Origin of the sequence: Streptomyces sp. NPDC053048 (assembly GCF_044547045.1) — a bacterium.
Lineage (GTDB): Bacteria > Actinomycetota > Actinomycetes > Streptomycetales > Streptomycetaceae > Streptomyces.
In genome coordinates, this window is sequence record NZ_JBITZS010000014.1 from 101,515 (window position 1) to 114,801 (window position 13,287).

The 13,287-nt window shown below is 70.1% G+C and carries 18 protein-coding genes and 1 pseudogene; 7 read left to right on the top strand and 12 right to left on the bottom strand.

The genetic code is table 11. The features are described 5' to 3' along the window. Positions 1 to 145 precede the first annotated feature (145 nt). Positions 146 to 1,039, bottom strand: a complete 894-nt coding sequence (locus ACIG36_RS31095; RefSeq protein WP_399935166.1) for a PhzF family phenazine biosynthesis isomerase — start codon at positions 1,037 to 1,039, stop codon at positions 146 to 148. A gap of 93 nt (positions 1,040 to 1,132) precedes the next feature. Between ACIG36_RS31095 and ACIG36_RS31100 the strand changes: the two genes are divergently transcribed. After that, complete coding sequence (locus ACIG36_RS31100; RefSeq protein WP_399935168.1) at positions 1,133 to 2,020, top strand: LysR family transcriptional regulator; 888 nt, start codon at positions 1,133 to 1,135, stop codon at positions 2,018 to 2,020. Between the two features lie 88 nt (positions 2,021 to 2,108). Here ACIG36_RS31100 and ACIG36_RS31105 read toward each other — a convergent pair whose 3' ends face one another. Genes ACIG36_RS31105 through ACIG36_RS31115 form a run of 3 tightly spaced genes read right to left on the bottom strand, consistent with a single transcriptional unit; the run spans position 2,109 to position 4,545 of the window. Then, the gene (locus ACIG36_RS31105; protein ID WP_399935170.1) at positions 2,109 to 3,047 is read right to left on the bottom strand and encodes a glycosyltransferase family 2 protein; all 939 of its coding nucleotides are present in this window, start codon (positions 3,045 to 3,047) and stop codon (positions 2,109 to 2,111) included. After that, entirely contained in the window at positions 3,044 to 3,265 is a 222-nt protein-coding gene (locus ACIG36_RS31110) for a hypothetical protein (RefSeq protein ID WP_399935171.1), read from the bottom strand. The genes ACIG36_RS31105 and ACIG36_RS31110 overlap by 4 nt, the downstream gene beginning before the upstream one ends. After that, positions 3,262 to 4,545: an NAD-dependent epimerase/dehydratase family protein gene (locus ACIG36_RS31115; protein WP_399935174.1), complete on the bottom strand. Its 1,284-nt coding sequence runs from the start codon at positions 4,543 to 4,545 to the stop codon at positions 3,262 to 3,264. Before ACIG36_RS31115 ends, ACIG36_RS31110 begins: the two co-directional genes overlap by 4 nt. Before the next feature lie 354 nt (positions 4,546 to 4,899). Between ACIG36_RS31115 and ACIG36_RS31120 the strand changes: the two genes are divergently transcribed. Further along, on the top strand, positions 4,900 to 5,118 hold the full coding sequence (locus ACIG36_RS31120; RefSeq protein WP_399935177.1) for a hypothetical protein: 219 nt from the start codon (positions 4,900 to 4,902) through the stop codon (positions 5,116 to 5,118). A 4-nt stretch (positions 5,119 to 5,122) separates the two neighbouring features. Here ACIG36_RS31120 and ACIG36_RS31125 read toward each other — a convergent pair whose 3' ends face one another. Both ACIG36_RS31125 and ACIG36_RS31130 read right to left on the bottom strand, forming a co-directional pair. Next, positions 5,123 to 5,353 carry a hypothetical protein gene (locus ACIG36_RS31125; RefSeq protein ID WP_399935180.1) on the bottom strand — a complete coding sequence of 77 codons (231 nt, stop codon included), beginning with the start codon at positions 5,351 to 5,353 and terminating at the stop codon, positions 5,123 to 5,125. A 156-nt stretch (positions 5,354 to 5,509) separates the two neighbouring features. Then, the gene (locus ACIG36_RS31130; protein ID WP_399935183.1) at positions 5,510 to 6,118 is read right to left on the bottom strand and encodes a TetR/AcrR family transcriptional regulator; all 609 of its coding nucleotides are present in this window, start codon (positions 6,116 to 6,118) and stop codon (positions 5,510 to 5,512) included. A 93-nt stretch (positions 6,119 to 6,211) separates the two neighbouring features. Here ACIG36_RS31130 and ACIG36_RS31135 point away from each other — a divergent pair, with 93 nt between their 5' ends. Both ACIG36_RS31135 and ACIG36_RS31140 read left to right on the top strand, forming a co-directional pair. Beyond that, positions 6,212 to 6,637 (top strand): nuclear transport factor 2 family protein, encoded by a 426-nt coding sequence (locus ACIG36_RS31135; RefSeq protein WP_399935186.1) that lies wholly within the window; start codon positions 6,212 to 6,214, stop codon positions 6,635 to 6,637. Beyond that, on the top strand, positions 6,634 to 7,491 hold the full coding sequence (locus tag ACIG36_RS31140) for an NmrA family NAD(P)-binding protein (RefSeq protein WP_399935189.1): 858 nt from the start codon (positions 6,634 to 6,636) through the stop codon (positions 7,489 to 7,491). Before ACIG36_RS31135 ends, ACIG36_RS31140 begins: the two co-directional genes overlap by 4 nt. A gap of 30 nt (positions 7,492 to 7,521) precedes the next feature. Here ACIG36_RS31140 and ACIG36_RS31145 read toward each other — a convergent pair whose 3' ends face one another. After that, positions 7,522 to 8,061 carry a nucleoside-triphosphatase gene (locus ACIG36_RS31145; protein ID WP_399935192.1) on the bottom strand — a complete coding sequence of 180 codons (540 nt, stop codon included), beginning with the start codon at positions 8,059 to 8,061 and terminating at the stop codon, positions 7,522 to 7,524. 115 nt (positions 8,062 to 8,176) lie between these two features. Between ACIG36_RS31145 and ACIG36_RS31150 the strand changes: the two genes are divergently transcribed. Then, a complete protein-coding gene (locus ACIG36_RS31150) occupies positions 8,177 to 8,629 on the top strand; it encodes a YbhB/YbcL family Raf kinase inhibitor-like protein (RefSeq protein WP_399935195.1) in 453 nt (150 codons plus the stop codon). Positions 8,630 to 8,652: 23 nt separating this feature from the next. Here ACIG36_RS31150 and ACIG36_RS31155 read toward each other — a convergent pair whose 3' ends face one another. Then, a complete protein-coding gene (locus ACIG36_RS31155; protein ID WP_399935198.1) occupies positions 8,653 to 10,125 on the bottom strand; it encodes a hypothetical protein in 1,473 nt (490 codons plus the stop codon). Between the two features lie 196 nt (positions 10,126 to 10,321). Here ACIG36_RS31155 and ACIG36_RS31160 point away from each other — a divergent pair, with 196 nt between their 5' ends. Next, positions 10,322 to 10,654: a hypothetical protein gene (locus ACIG36_RS31160; RefSeq protein ID WP_399935201.1), complete on the top strand. Its 333-nt coding sequence runs from the start codon at positions 10,322 to 10,324 to the stop codon at positions 10,652 to 10,654. A gap of 86 nt (positions 10,655 to 10,740) precedes the next feature. On the opposite strand, the gene ACIG36_RS31165 is transcribed toward ACIG36_RS31160, so the two are convergent. Both ACIG36_RS31165 and ACIG36_RS31170 read right to left on the bottom strand, forming a co-directional pair. After that, a complete protein-coding gene (locus ACIG36_RS31165; RefSeq protein WP_399935297.1) occupies positions 10,741 to 10,899 on the bottom strand; it encodes a hypothetical protein in 159 nt (52 codons plus the stop codon). A gap of 107 nt (positions 10,900 to 11,006) precedes the next feature. Then, positions 11,007 to 11,177: pseudogene (locus ACIG36_RS31170) on the bottom strand (TetR-like C-terminal domain-containing protein); the annotation flags it as partial. Between the two features lie 65 nt (positions 11,178 to 11,242). Here ACIG36_RS31170 and ACIG36_RS31175 point away from each other — a divergent pair. Next, a complete protein-coding gene (locus tag ACIG36_RS31175) occupies positions 11,243 to 11,746 on the top strand; it encodes an NAD(P)-dependent oxidoreductase (RefSeq protein ID WP_399935204.1) in 504 nt (167 codons plus the stop codon). A 144-nt stretch (positions 11,747 to 11,890) separates the two neighbouring features. Here ACIG36_RS31175 and dmpI read toward each other — a convergent pair whose 3' ends face one another. Then, complete coding sequence (dmpI, locus tag ACIG36_RS31180) at positions 11,891 to 12,187, bottom strand: 4-oxalocrotonate tautomerase DmpI (RefSeq protein WP_399935294.1); 297 nt, start codon at positions 12,185 to 12,187, stop codon at positions 11,891 to 11,893. Between the two features lie 16 nt (positions 12,188 to 12,203). After that, on the bottom strand, positions 12,204 to 13,106 hold the full coding sequence (locus tag ACIG36_RS31185) for a LysR family transcriptional regulator (RefSeq protein ID WP_399935207.1): 903 nt from the start codon (positions 13,104 to 13,106) through the stop codon (positions 12,204 to 12,206). Positions 13,107 to 13,287 lie beyond the last annotated feature (181 nt).

The window sequence follows — 13,287 nt, forward strand, 5'->3', positions numbered from 1 at the left end:
AGTACAGGGAATGAACGATTCCGTCAGAAGGTCACAGATGCGGCCAACTGAACTGCTCAGGCTCACTGGCCAACTGAAGCGCTCAGTCACAATGCGACCAACGCAGCACCAAGAACTGTCCCGTAAGCAATTTCGGGACAGCTCCTCAGCCGATCGGCACGGCCTGTCCCGAAACTCGTGTGCGGGTGTCCCGTGGGTCGAGTTCGATCAGCAGATCGCTGGGCCGGCCCATGTCCTCTCCTTGGCGGATCGTGATCGTGGCCGGTTCGGTGACGAGCCCCAGCGTCCGGAGGTATCCGCCGAACGCCGCAGCCGCCGCTCCCGTTGCCGGGTCCTCCACGACGCCACCGACAGGGAAGGGATCCCGGGCGTGGAAGCGCTCCGGCGACTCGCGCCACACCAGATGGACGGTCGTCCAGCCGTGACGGCGCATCACCTCGGCGAGTTCGTCGAAGTCGTAGTCCAGGTCCGCCAGGCGCGCTCGGGAGGCGGCGGCCAGCACCAGGTGATCGTTGCCGCCGAACGCCACGTGCGGCGGCAGTGCCGGGTCCAGGTCCCCGGAAGTCCAGCCCAGGGCCTTCAGCGTGGCGTCCAGTTCGGTGCTCGCGGCGGGGCGGGACCGGGTCGGGACGCTGGTGAGCGTGGCCAGCACCGCGCCCTCGCCGTCCACCTTGGTGGCCACGGGAATCTCCCCTACGGGGGTATCGAGGACGATGTCTCCGGGGCCCAACCGTTCGGCGAGGGCGACGGTCAGAGCCACGGTCGCGTGCCCGCAGAAGGCCACCTCGGCGAGGGGGCTGAAGTAGCGAACCCGGAACCGGCGCGATGCCTCGTCGTGGCCGGTGACGAAGGCCGTCTCCGAGTAGCCGACCTCGGCGGCGACGGCGAGCATCGCCGCGTCGTCGAGCCCGGAGGCGTCGAGCACGACCCCGGCGGGGTTGCCTCCCGCCGGATCGTGGGTGAAGGCCGAGTAGCGCAGGATCTCGACGGACGGCTCGGGGCGGTTCACGGGGTTCGTCCCGCTCGCATCGGTGGTCATGGCTCCACGCTGCCATCCCGCACCGATCGCGTCCAACGATGGATTCCGATCCAGCCCATCGATATATCGCATGGATCACCTACCCTGGATCCCGTGGACACCCGCCTGCTGCACACCTTCACCACGCTCGCTCGAACGGGCAGCTTCACCTCCGCCGCCGCCGAGTTGCACCTCGCCCAGTCCACGGTCACCGTGCACATCCGAACCCTGGAACGGGAGCTCGGCACCCGGCTCTTCGACCGCCTGCCCACGGGCGCGCTGATCACCGAATCCGGCCGACGGCTGCTTGAACGAGCCGAGGACGTACTCGACGCCGTGACACGGCTGAAGGCCGACTGCGACAGCGAAGGGTCCGTGTCGGGACGCGTGGCCGTCGGCACCCCCGAGTCGCTGTGCTCGACCCGGCTGCCAGACGTGATCGCCGCCCTGCGCACAAGCCACCCCGAGGTCGACATCAACCTCCACGCGGCCGGCACCGCGCAGTGCGTCGAGGGTCTGCGGTCCGGGCGCCTGGACCTGGCCCTGCTGTTGGAGAAAGACGCCGACTTCCCCGACGTGACGAGCGAGCCGATCGCCGGCGAACCCCTCGCCCTCGTCTGCGCTCCCGGCCACCCGCTCGCCTCGCGCGCACATGCGGTGACCTGGGCGGAACTCGCGACGGAGAGCTTCTTCCTGCTCGAACAGGGCTGCTCCTACAGTGACGAACTGGAGCGACGACTGCTCGAGGTACCGGGCGCCCGGCCACGGCTCACCCGGTTCGGGAGCGTGGACGCGACGCGTTCCTGCGTTGCCGCCGGCCTCGGGCTCACCCTGCTGCCGCTGACGACCGTGGAGGAGCAACTGGCTCAGGGACGGCTGGCGCGCGTCCGCGGACCGCGGTTCGCCGATGTTCCGGTCCGACTGGCCCGACACCACAGGCGGTGGACGTCACCGGCCGCGCAAGCGTTCGCCCAGGAATTGGCACGACACTTGCCCAAGTAATCCAGTGACTTCAACAGACGCGGCCTCGCCTTCCCGGCTCACCTCGGGTCGGGCAGCCACTGGCAACGCCCAGGCATGCGATGCGCGGTCAGGACTCCGGGACCGGCCGTCCGATCTGGTCGCGCAGCTCGAAGTGCCGTACGAACCAGTCGAAGCCGTATCGAAGTGAGGCGGACAGCTCCGCACGGCGACGCCAGGCACCGCGCGCTTCGAGCATGACCAGCGCCTCGCGGATGTGGTCGGGGAACTCCAGGGCGTGCAGCCGCACCATCTCCAGGATCATCGACTCCGGCAGATGGGCCGTGCCGAAGCGCAGGCAGTTGTGGACGATCGCGGTGCGTGCGGTACCGAGGAACGAGGCGCACTCCTCCCTGGGCTTGAAGCGGTGGGCGATCTCGATGGCATCGGTGTGCACGATCTCGGCACCGGACCGCCACGCCCGGACGCTGAACTCGGGCTCGAAGCCCCCGTAGTGCACCATCCCCTCGTCGTAGCCCCCGAGGCGCTCGAACAGCTCGCGCTCGACGACCGTGCCCGCCGAGGAGACGATCTGGACGTGAGGGGTGCTGGCGGGGTCCGGGGGGCTCGTGTTCCAGCGCGTGCCCATGTAAGGGACGACGAGGCGGCAGCCGTGGCCGCGCCAGGCCGACTCCTGGTCCCGGATGGTGACGGACAGGATGCGCCGCGGCGCGAGGAGCCGTCCGACCTCCGCGTCCCAGCCGTCGGAGAAGCGCGCGTGCGCGTCGGTGACGAAGAGGACGCGGCCGCGGGCGTGGCGGGCCGCCAGGTTCCGTGCGGCGCCCACGCCGAGGTGCCGGTCGGAGCGGATGACGTGTGTCCGGCACCGGTCCGCGCCGGCGGCAACCACCGGCCGGCCGCCGGGCGCGGAACAGTCGTCCACGACGACCACCTCGAGGCGGTCGGGCTCCGCGGCGGCACCGAGGGCCGAGGCGACGGTCGCCCCGACCCGGTCGCCTTCGTCACGGGCCGGCAGCACCACACTGATCGTGGGCGCGGCCGCCGTCACAGGCCTTGGCCTGCGGTGATGGTGATGGTGTGGAGGGTGATGGTGAGGTACTCGCCCCGTGCCTGCGGCATGAGGTGTTCCGCGTGGGTCAGCCGGTCCCGTACGTCACCGGAGAGGCCGAACCGGTCGGACAGGCTGCCGGGGTCCTCGCGCAGCGCGCGCAGGGTGGCCGGGTCCTCGGCCGCGGCCAGCATGACCTGCTGCAGTGTTTCGCTCATGGTGCTTTCCTTCCTCTTTCTTTTCTTTCTTCCAGTGGTTTCCGCACGCCGGTGGCTGCCGACGGCGGTGGTGCCGAGGGGGAGTAGAAGGCTGTCGCCTGTGTTGCCAGCGCTGCTCGTGCTGCCTGTGTTGCCGGTGGCGGCCGCCAGCGGACGTTTGCTGGGAGGGCACCGGCATGGGCCGCGATCCGGTCGGCGTGGGGCAGCAGGTCGCGGACGAGCTGACGCAGTTCCTCCTCGACGGGCGCGGAGGGGCGGAAGCCGAGCGCCCGCAACTTCTCACTGTCAGGGTTGTAGTGGTGCTTGTCCGCCTCCACCCGGGGATTGTCGACGGCGGCCACGCGCGCCTCGATGCCCAGGGAGCGGGCGGCGTCCTGTACGAGCTCGGCCAGCCGGCCGACCGACAGGACGTCGCGCAGCTGGTTGAAGACCCGGTACTCGCCGGCATCGGGCGGATTCTCCAGCGCCAGGGTCAGGCACTGCAGCGCGTCGGCCAGCGACAGCAGGCCACGGCGCTGGGCCCCCGAGCCGTAGGGAGTGATCGCATGCCCGGTCACCGCCTGACAGCAGAAGCGGTGCACCGCCGTGCCGAACGCCTCGTCGAAGTCGAGTCGGCTGTTCATCCGGGCGTCGTCCCGGCTCCAGCTGCCGTAGACGACCCCCTGCATCACGTCGGTGGCGCGCAGCCCCCACAGCCGGCAGGCGAACGCGACGTTCTGCGAGTCGAAGACCTTGCTCCAGTGGTACCAGGAGCCCGCCTGGCGGGGAAACGGCATACGATCGCGCCGCCCGCGGAACTCGACCTCGAAGAAGCCTTCGGGGATGTCCACGTCCGGGGTGCCGTACTCGCCCATGGTGCCGAGCTTGACCAGATGGGCTGCGGGGCAGTGGTCGCGCATCGCGAAGAGCAGGCTCAGGGTGCCCGAGACGTTGTTGCCCTGCACCAGGTCCGCATGCCGGAAGTCGATCATCGAGTACGGCGCGGACGGACACTCGGCAAGATGCACCACGGCATCCGGCGCGAACTCGGCCAGCGCGCGGCCCAGCGCCTCGTGGTCCCGTAGATTCAGCGAGGAGAACGGCAGGGGCACACCGAAGTGCTCCCGGTAGGCCGCGAGACGCTCGCCGATGGAAGCAATCGGAAGGGCGCTGTCCGACCCCATCTCGGCGACCCACGCCCGCCTCAGCAGGGCATCGGCACCGGCCAGCTCGTGGCCCCGCGCGGCGAGGTGCTGGGCCAGCGGCCAGCCGAGATAACCGTCGATTCCTGCGATGAACACCCGCATCGCACCGGCACCCCCCTTCCTCCCGGAAGGGCCACGTTCCGTGGCTTCCCTGGCCTCCTTGGCTTCCTTTCAGAAGAGCACAGGAATGACGCAGTACCGCCGAATTTCACCCGAACGTGTGCATGAGGTGCGGATGCTGAGAAGCGCAGGAGTGCTCCTCCGGGCGTCACCTGTCCTTTTGCGAAGGCCTTACGGGCACTGCCCTGCACATGGGCCGGACCAGGATGCCGTGACGGGCGCATGGACGTAGCCTGCGATCGTCCGGCCTTCCCACTTTCCCACCGTCCCCGACTCAACTGACGAGGAGTGATGGCGATGCCTCCACCCGACGAATCACCCTGCGAGATGATGAGGCGCCTGGCAGAGGAGTCCCAGGAGGAAATCGACCGCACCGACCAGCGGATCAGGGACCTCGAAGCCAAGATCGAGAGCCTCCAGGCGCAGCCGGATCCACCCGAGAACGAAATCCAGGCCCTCAAGCAGACTCTGGACAGCCTCCGCACCAAGCTGAAGGACGACAGGCTCGCCCTCTCGACCCTGGAAGACGTGATCAGCGAGAACTGCTGAGCGGTCAGCGCCAAAGGCTCGCGGTGAGTGGCGCGCGTTCGCGCCACTGCTCGACGAACGGTGTCAGCATCTGCCCCATCTCCGGCATGCGCGGTACGAACGCCAGCGCAGACACCGTCTGCAGCAGCCGCACGCCCTCCATGACCGCGAGAATGTCCCGGTCCACGCGTGTACCGCTCACCCGCTCGTACTCCTCGAGCGCGCGGAGCGGCAGCAGGGCGAGATCCCACTCCACAGGACCACGCGTGACGTCCTAGAAGTCGTTGAAGCGATGGCCGTCGGCGGTCCGCAGGAGGTTGTAGTACGGCGCGTCGCCGTGCAACGTCTGCAGCCTCACGCCCGGCAGACGGCCCGGCAGATCGCGCACAACCGCCGCCCGGCTGATGCCCCGTCAGCCCTCGGTGGCCGATCCCTGCGGTGGGCGAGAGCCCAGAACCGCGGCGGCGAAGTCCGCCAGCTGCGCCCGCAGTCGTTCGCGCGGCACGCGCTCCCGTCCGGCCAGGTGCTCGATGAGGTCGGCCCGGGTGGCGGCGAGCAGTGCGTGGGCGGTGAAGTCGGTGTCGGGCAGGCCGGGAATCCGCTGCAGCATGCCTTGGAGCAGGCTGTGCCATTGTCCGTAGTGCTCTGCCTGGTAAGGGCTGCTGCTCCCGGTCTCCTCGAGAGCCAGCGCGAGGCGGCGGTTGTCGAGTTTGAAGCACAGGACGGCGTCGAGCAGAGCGGGTACCCGCTGAGCGGGCGGGGCCGCGGGGCCCAGGGGCGGCGGCCCGGCCTCGATGGCCTCCTTGACCGGTTCGAGCCGCGCCTCGTACAGCGCGCGGAGCAGCCCCGTGCGGTCACCGAACGCGCGGAAGAGCGTTCCCTTGCCGACGCCGGCCGCGGCCGCGATGTCGGCCATCGTGACCTCCTCAGGACTCTCGCACTGGGTGAAGAGGGCGTCGGCGGCCGCGAGGACGGCTGCCCGGTTGCGGGCGGCGTCCTTGCGGGGTTTGCGCTCGGGCACTCGTTTTCCTCCGATTGCAAAGTGGACCCCGGGTCCGTATCGTAAAAATGAAATCGGACCCACGGTCCGGATTCTATGAGATGGAGGATACCCGTGTCCGTATCGATCTCTCCGGCGGATCTGTACCGCCACAGCCTGCGCCTCCTCCTGGACAAGGACATTCCAGGCTGGCTCGGCCTGTGGGCCGAGGACGGCGTCATGGAGTTCCCGTTCGCCCCCCATGGCTGGCCCGAGCGTTTGGAAGGCAAGGAGGCCATCGCCGCCTACATGCGCCACTACCCGGACCACATCGACCTGCACGACTTCCGCGACTTGAGGATCCACCAGACCACCGTCCCGGAGACCATCGTGGTCGAGATGCGTGGCGTCGGTCGGCTGGTGAGGACCGGCAAGCCCTTCGACATGACGTACATCGCCGTCGTCACCGTCCGGGACGGACGCATCACCTCCTACCACGACTACTGGAACCCCCTCGCCGCCCTCGAATCCGCCGCCGACTTCACCGGGAGCAGCCGATGACCACCACCGGCACCACTTCGGTCACCGGCACGACTTTGGTCATCGGCGTGACCGGTACGACCGGCAGCCGCACCGCCGCGCGCCTGACAGCCGCTGGTCACCGCGTCAAGGCCGCCAGCCGTCACGCCACCCCGGTCCCCGGCGCGGAGCCGGTCGCGTTCGACTGGTACGAACCCGCCACCCACGCTGCCGCCCTCGAGGGAGCCGACCGCGTCTACCTCGTACCGCCCCTGGGCGACTTCGACCCGGCGGCGGTCATGCTGCCGTTCCTCGAGCGGGCCCGCACTGTCGGCGTGCACCGCGCGGTGCTCCTCAGCTCATCGGCCATCCCCGAGGGCGGCCCGGCGGTGGGAACAGTGCACCAGGCCATGCCCGACCTGTTCGCACAGTGGGCGGTGCTGCGGCCCTCCTGGTTCATGCAGAACTTCACCGGAACGCACGCACACGCTCGCAGCATCCGCGAAGAAGGCGTCATCCTGACCGCCACCGCGAGCGGCCGGGTGGGCTTCGTCGACGCCGAGGACATCGCGGCCGTCGCCGTCCATGCCCTGACCGACGAGCACGCCCCCAACACCGACCTTGTCCTCACGGGCCCGGAGACGCTCTCCTACAACGACATCGCCACGATCATCACCGAGGTCACCGGTCGGCCCGTCGTCCACCGCCCTCTGCCGTACGAGCAGATGCGCGATCGCCTCGCGGCGCAGCTGCCGATGGAGTTCGCCGAGCTGTTGGCCGGCATGGACCGTGCCGTCGCCGAGGGAGCCGAAGACCGCACCACCGACACCGTCCAGCACATCACCGGCCGCCCGCCGCACAGCTTCCGCGCGGTGGCCGAACGGGAGACGGGGTGACGACGCCCGGCTACGACGGCGGTGCCGGTGTCACCGGCTCTCCAGCAGTGCCGCCGCCAATTCTGCGGGCAGGGCATCCCGGTTGGCCGCGCTGAGATGAATCACCTTCACGTCCGCGCGCTTCTTGAGGGCATCGGTGAACGGATCCCGGTGGACGTGGACGGTGGCCACGAGGTCGACGGGGGCCTCGAACAGGGAGCCGACCGCTTCCTGGAATCCGGGACAGGCGAGCTCCATCCGGCCGAGTTCATCGATGAGGACGACGGGAGCGTGCGGGCCCCTGGCCGGCCGGGACGGCACCGTGCGCAGGGCGGGGAGGGCCAGTTCTTCCATGACGCCCAGGTCGACTCCGTAGCGCCCCACCCGAGGCGGCCCCGGGAAATCGACATGGGCGAGCACCCCGTGCCGGCCGTCCAGCGTGTCCACCGCGAAACCGACCCGGGTGCCGCCTTCCCGCATCTCCCGGGTGGTGAAACCGATGACCGTACGGTCGCCGAGCAGGCCGGCCAGCGCACGGACAGCGGTCGTCTTGCCCACACCCGGACGACCCTCCACCAGAATCTTCACCATCCGTCCCTACCCGGTCCGACAGGCGCGGGCGACATGCCGGCGTCCCCGCTCGGCCGAACGGGTGTTTAGGCGAGCGGACCGTTGCCCGCTCCGCCTGTGCGGGTACGCGGCGCACATGACCGCAATCGAACTCAGGAGCCCGGCGTTCGGCGACCACCAGCCGGTCCCGCGCCGCCACACAGGGGAAGGGGAGGATCTCTCGCCACCCCTGACCTGGTCACCCCCACCCGAGGGCACGGCGGAGCTGGTCCTGCTGTGCGAGGACCCCGACGCGCCGGGAGCGTCGTTCGTGCACTGGCTGGTCACCGGTATCGACCCGTCCAGCTCCGGCGTGGAGGAAGGCCGCACACCCGCCGGTGGCCACGAATGGCCCAACGGCTTCGGGAGCGTGGGCTGGGGCGGCCCGATGCCGCCTCCAGGACATGGTCAGCACCGCTACTTCTTCCGTCTGTGGGCAGTGCCCGAGCCGCCGGCCCTGCACGGCAGCCCGACCGCCGACGCCGTGCACCGGGCCGTGAACAGCCTGAAGTCGGCCGAGGGAACGCTGGTCGGCACGTATCAGCGCTGATCACTCGAGGTCGGCAGCGGTGATCAGGTGCGGGGCGGACGGAGCCCGGCCACCGCCCATTTCGCTCGTGTGGAGAGCCGGCTGAGGGCCTTCGCCGACTCCTTGCTGATTGATTTCAGCAGCGGCTTGCTGTGCGCCATCGTGGCATGCGCGAGTTCCGCGTCCCCCGCTTCGACGGCAGCGAGCGTCAGCTCCAGATGCTGCTCCGTGATCAGTCGGCCGAGCCCACGGCGGTGCCACTGCGCGACCGCTTCGCCTGGTGCGGTGGTGCTGTCGGCGCCGACGGCCGCCCGTGCCCTGGCCAGCGCCCGCCCGGCTGCCGCGAGGTCGCCCTTGAGGCGCTCCAGGCGGGCGAGGACGTACGCCTCCGAGGCCCGGTCCCATGCCGTGTCCTGAAGCGAGAGGAGGCCGGACTGGGCACGGGCCGCCTGTGCGTGGTCGCCGATGCGCTCCAGCGTGCGGCTCAACGCCCGGAGCCGGTGCGCGTCCGGGCCCGTGTCGTCCAGCATGCGGATGAGCGCGACCCGGGCGTGCTCGATACGGCCCTGCCGACGGGCGAGCTCGATCCACGTGAACTCGCTCTCCGCGGCCACATCCCGCCCGTACCGCTCCGCCTCCTGGGCGCGGGCCCACTCGACGGCTCCGGCGCTGTCGGTGACCTGCCCGGTCGTGGCCGACCGCAGCAGCGGAACGTCCTCGTCATGCCCGTGCAACCCCACCAGCACCGCGGCCAGCCACCGCTCCTCGAACCACTCGGCCCGCGCGGCGTTCTCGTGCTCCAGCAGGAAACGCAGCAGTGGCAGGTCGCCGTCACGGCGGTCGTACTGTGCCGCCCGCAGGATGCCCGCCCGCAGCACCGGATCCCCAGCCGCCTCCTCCCGCACACCGGCGCCGCCCGAGCGCATGCGCTCCAGCGCCTGTCGTCCCGGGCCGAGAACGACGTCGCGCAAGGGCTGCCGGAAGGCGTCGTCCACCTGGTATGCGCACAGCTCGAGCGAGTTGAGCAGGACGTGGTCCGGCTCGGTGCGCCTGGCGGCCGACTGCGACATGGCCAGGAGCTCGGCCGGCGGCCGGTCCGGCAGACCCAGACCGTTCAACAACGCCGCTCGCTGGGCGTCCAGGTCGGGGGCGAACTCCTCCCGCGCTCGGTCGTCCGCCGCGCGTATTTCTGCGAGCAGATCCTCCTCGTCGTCGATTCCGGCGGAGACGTTCTCGCACCACCACGGCAGCCGAACGAGGACCTCGAGCGCCTCGCCGACACTGCCGCCGACCAGCACGGAGCCTCCCTCGGAGGACGCGTGGAGCACGGCCGTTCCCCCGCACAGGAAGTACGTACCACCGGTGTCGTCACCGGCGATCGCCTCCAGCGACGCACCGGACGCCAGATGCACCGCCTCGACGTGGTATGCCCGGCTCACATCGAAGCCGAACGGAAAAGCGGCCAGTTCGGCAAGGTCAGGGCGGGCACGCAAGACTTCGAGAACGCGGTCGGTCATACGACCGAACCTTAGAGCGCGGAACAGGACCATGAGTTGGTCGTCACGCCCTACATGTTCGTCCGATCCCCCTTCGGACTGCCTGGAACGCCTGCCGCCGCAGTCGCTCAGCTACCGGGTCTGGGGCCGGGGCCGGTCGAGCAACCCGCAGGAGGCCACTGAACTGCGTTGCGCCTGGTGACAGACGCGCCCGGTCATGCTGGCCGCGCTCAAGGCGTCGATGATGGCCGACGGCACCGATGAACAGTTCCAGGCCTTCCTCAACATCCTGCAGCCGGACGAATCCCTGGCGGTGATGATGTCCGACGCACGCGGCCACGCCGACACCTGGGGCACCATCGCTCGCACCTACATCCGTCTCACCGACGACCGGTCGCTTCCCGTGGCCGTGCAGGACCGCCTGATCGCCGAAGCCGACGCCTTGACGCCCGACAATCCGTATGACGTGCACACCCTGGCCACCAGCCATGTCGGGTTTCTGCTCAAGCCTGGGGAGGTGGCCGGCATCCTCGATCGACTGACTGTCTGATCCAGCAGGCCGAAGCCCGCGCCCACAACCGGCCGCACTGACCACGAACCGGTCCCACGCCCTCTGCGCGTCGGACGCGTCGGCGGTCACTCGGCGGGGGGAACCAGTCCCAGTGACCGGACCAGGTCGCGTATCTCGTCGCGGTAGAGCGCTCCGGGCGTGTGGGCGACGGGGGAGAGGCGACCGTAGAGCTCAAGTGCCAGCAGGCCGTGCATCCGTCCCCAGGTGCGCAGTGCCAGCGCCACCGCCTCGGGGGCAGGTCGGGGTGCTCGGCCTGGACGTGGGTGGTCAGTTCCGCCCCGAAGTCGGCCCACTGGTAGGGGGTGTGGCCGTGGGCTGCCTGGGCGTGAGGCCATGCTGCCGCGATCAGGGCGATCAGTCCGGCGCAGGCGCGGTCGCGTGCTGCGGCTCCGGGGCCGCCTTCCGGTGGCCGGTAGCCGGGCACGGGGTCGCCGTAAATGAGGCGGAAGCCCTGGGGGTTGGCGAGCGCCCACGTCCGCAGCGCTTTGGCCCACGCCAGCACGCGCCCGGCGTCGTCGTCGGCGGGCCGGGCGTCGCGGGCCGCCTCCAGAGGGCGCGTCCCGGGCCGTGGCCGGTCTGGACGTCGTCGTCAGCGCCATCGCCCCAGGTGATGACATCGCCGATCAGATAGCGCACGCCGCCGTGCTGCCGGCCACCGCCCGCGTGCTGCTGAAGGCACTGGAGCGCCATCCCGCAACCCGGCTCGTCGTCGGCGGCGGTGGCAGCCTGGAGTCGGCGCCGGGCGTACGGATCCTCGACGACGAGGAAGGCTTTTCTCGCGTTCTGACGGACGTTCTCCATGTCCCCGCCGAGTACCGGAAGGTCGTGCTCGCCCACGCCGAGGTCCTGGACCTGTGCCGCTTGTCGGACCGCAACTGGACCTACGTGAGTCCGTCGGCCGGTCGTATCGAGCCCGGCGAACGCACAGGCCGCTACCGCCTGGGCGGTGACCAGGTGCTCCCCCCTGTGGAGGGTGCCGGCGACATCTCCACCCAGGACCTTGCCGTGGCTCTCCTCGACGAGATCGAGAACCCCCGCCACATCCAACGTCGCTTCACAGTCGGCTACTGACGAACAAGCGCGCTGATCGCCCGTGGATCAGGCTGCCGGAACGTTCCCGGTGACCCTATCCGGCGGCGGTGCAGTGACCGTGTGGTGCCGGGGCAGGGCATGGCCAGTCGTTGCTGGCCGTTTCGGGCCCCGGCTGGCCACGTCCTACTTGTCGGCGGTGAGCTTGCCCGCCACACCCCAGCTGTCAGCCGGGACTTCATGGATCCAGACCTGCACGGCCTCGGCCGGAATCTTCAGCGAGTCCACGAACGCATCCGTGACGCGGGCGACGAGCTCGCGCTTGAGCTCGATGTCGCGGGGGCCCTGCTGGATGGTGACGATGGGCATGGTGTGCTCCTCGGTCCTAGGCGGCGCCGCACCAGCCGTTCCGGTGCGTTTCGCTGCCGGGAACAGTTCACCGCGCGAGGCCGCGGCCGACCCAGACCCGAATCGCTCTCGCAGCGATCACGATTACTGATCACTGCTGGTCAGGGCCGCTGCGCAGAGCCGTCACCACCAGATCGAGCAACGGGGACGAGGCACCGGCACGCACCGCGAGTTCGACGGGCAGCCGCAGCCCCGGGGCCGCGAAGGGGACGAAGGCGACCCTGGGCACCTGCACGCGCCGGGCGTTGCCGTCGTAGACCACCGTCCACATGGGGGTGCCCGAGCCGATCGCGGCGAGGGCGTCCTGGAGGGAACTGGTCGCGGGGCCGGCAACGGGCGTGAAACCGGCCCGGTGGCAGCCGTCGAGGACGAGGTCGACGAGCGAGGGGTGGTGGTGGCGCTCGGTGAGGCACAGCGGCAGTCCGGCGAGGTCGGCGAGCGAGACGCTCGCCCGGTCCGCCAGGGGATGCCGGGCGGGCACGGCGGCCACGAGTTCTTCCTCCCACAGCAGGTGACGAACAATCTCAGGAGCGCTGTGGCCTTCCGGTTGGGCGCCTCGTACGAACGCGGCGTCGAGCCGCCCGTCGGCGAGTCGCGCGAACCGTTCCCGTACCGGGAGCGAGACCAGTTCCACTCGCACGTCCGGGGCGTGCCGGGCGAAGTCGTCGAAGAGCTGGTCGAGCCTGTCCCCGAGGCCGGTGACGGTGCCGATCCGCAAGACGCCGCTCCTGCCTGTGACGAGCTGCGCGGCCACCGACCGTGCCGCGTCCTCCGCCGCCAGCACGGACCGTGCGGCGGGCAGGAACGCCTCCCCGGCCACGGTGAGCCGGACCGTTCGAGGTGTCCGGTCGAAGAGTTCGACTTTCAGCTCCCGCTCCAGCCGCCGTATCTGCTGACTGACGGCGGGCTGGCCGATCATCAACCGCTCCGCTGCCCGCCCGAAGTGCAGTTCTTCCGCGACGGTCACGAAGTAGCGCAGCTGACGCAGCTCCATGGTGCCTCCCCCTGTGGGTACTTGTGCTTGACCTCCGGTCCTCACCGGCCCTTCGGACGATCTTGCCGGAGCTGCGCAGGGCGCCCGGCCCGGCCCCCTGGCCGTCGGCGAGGAAGAAAATGAACGCCGGTCCGGAAACCGATACGAAAAACCTCTTGGGCCTGGCCTGGACTCCGGCATA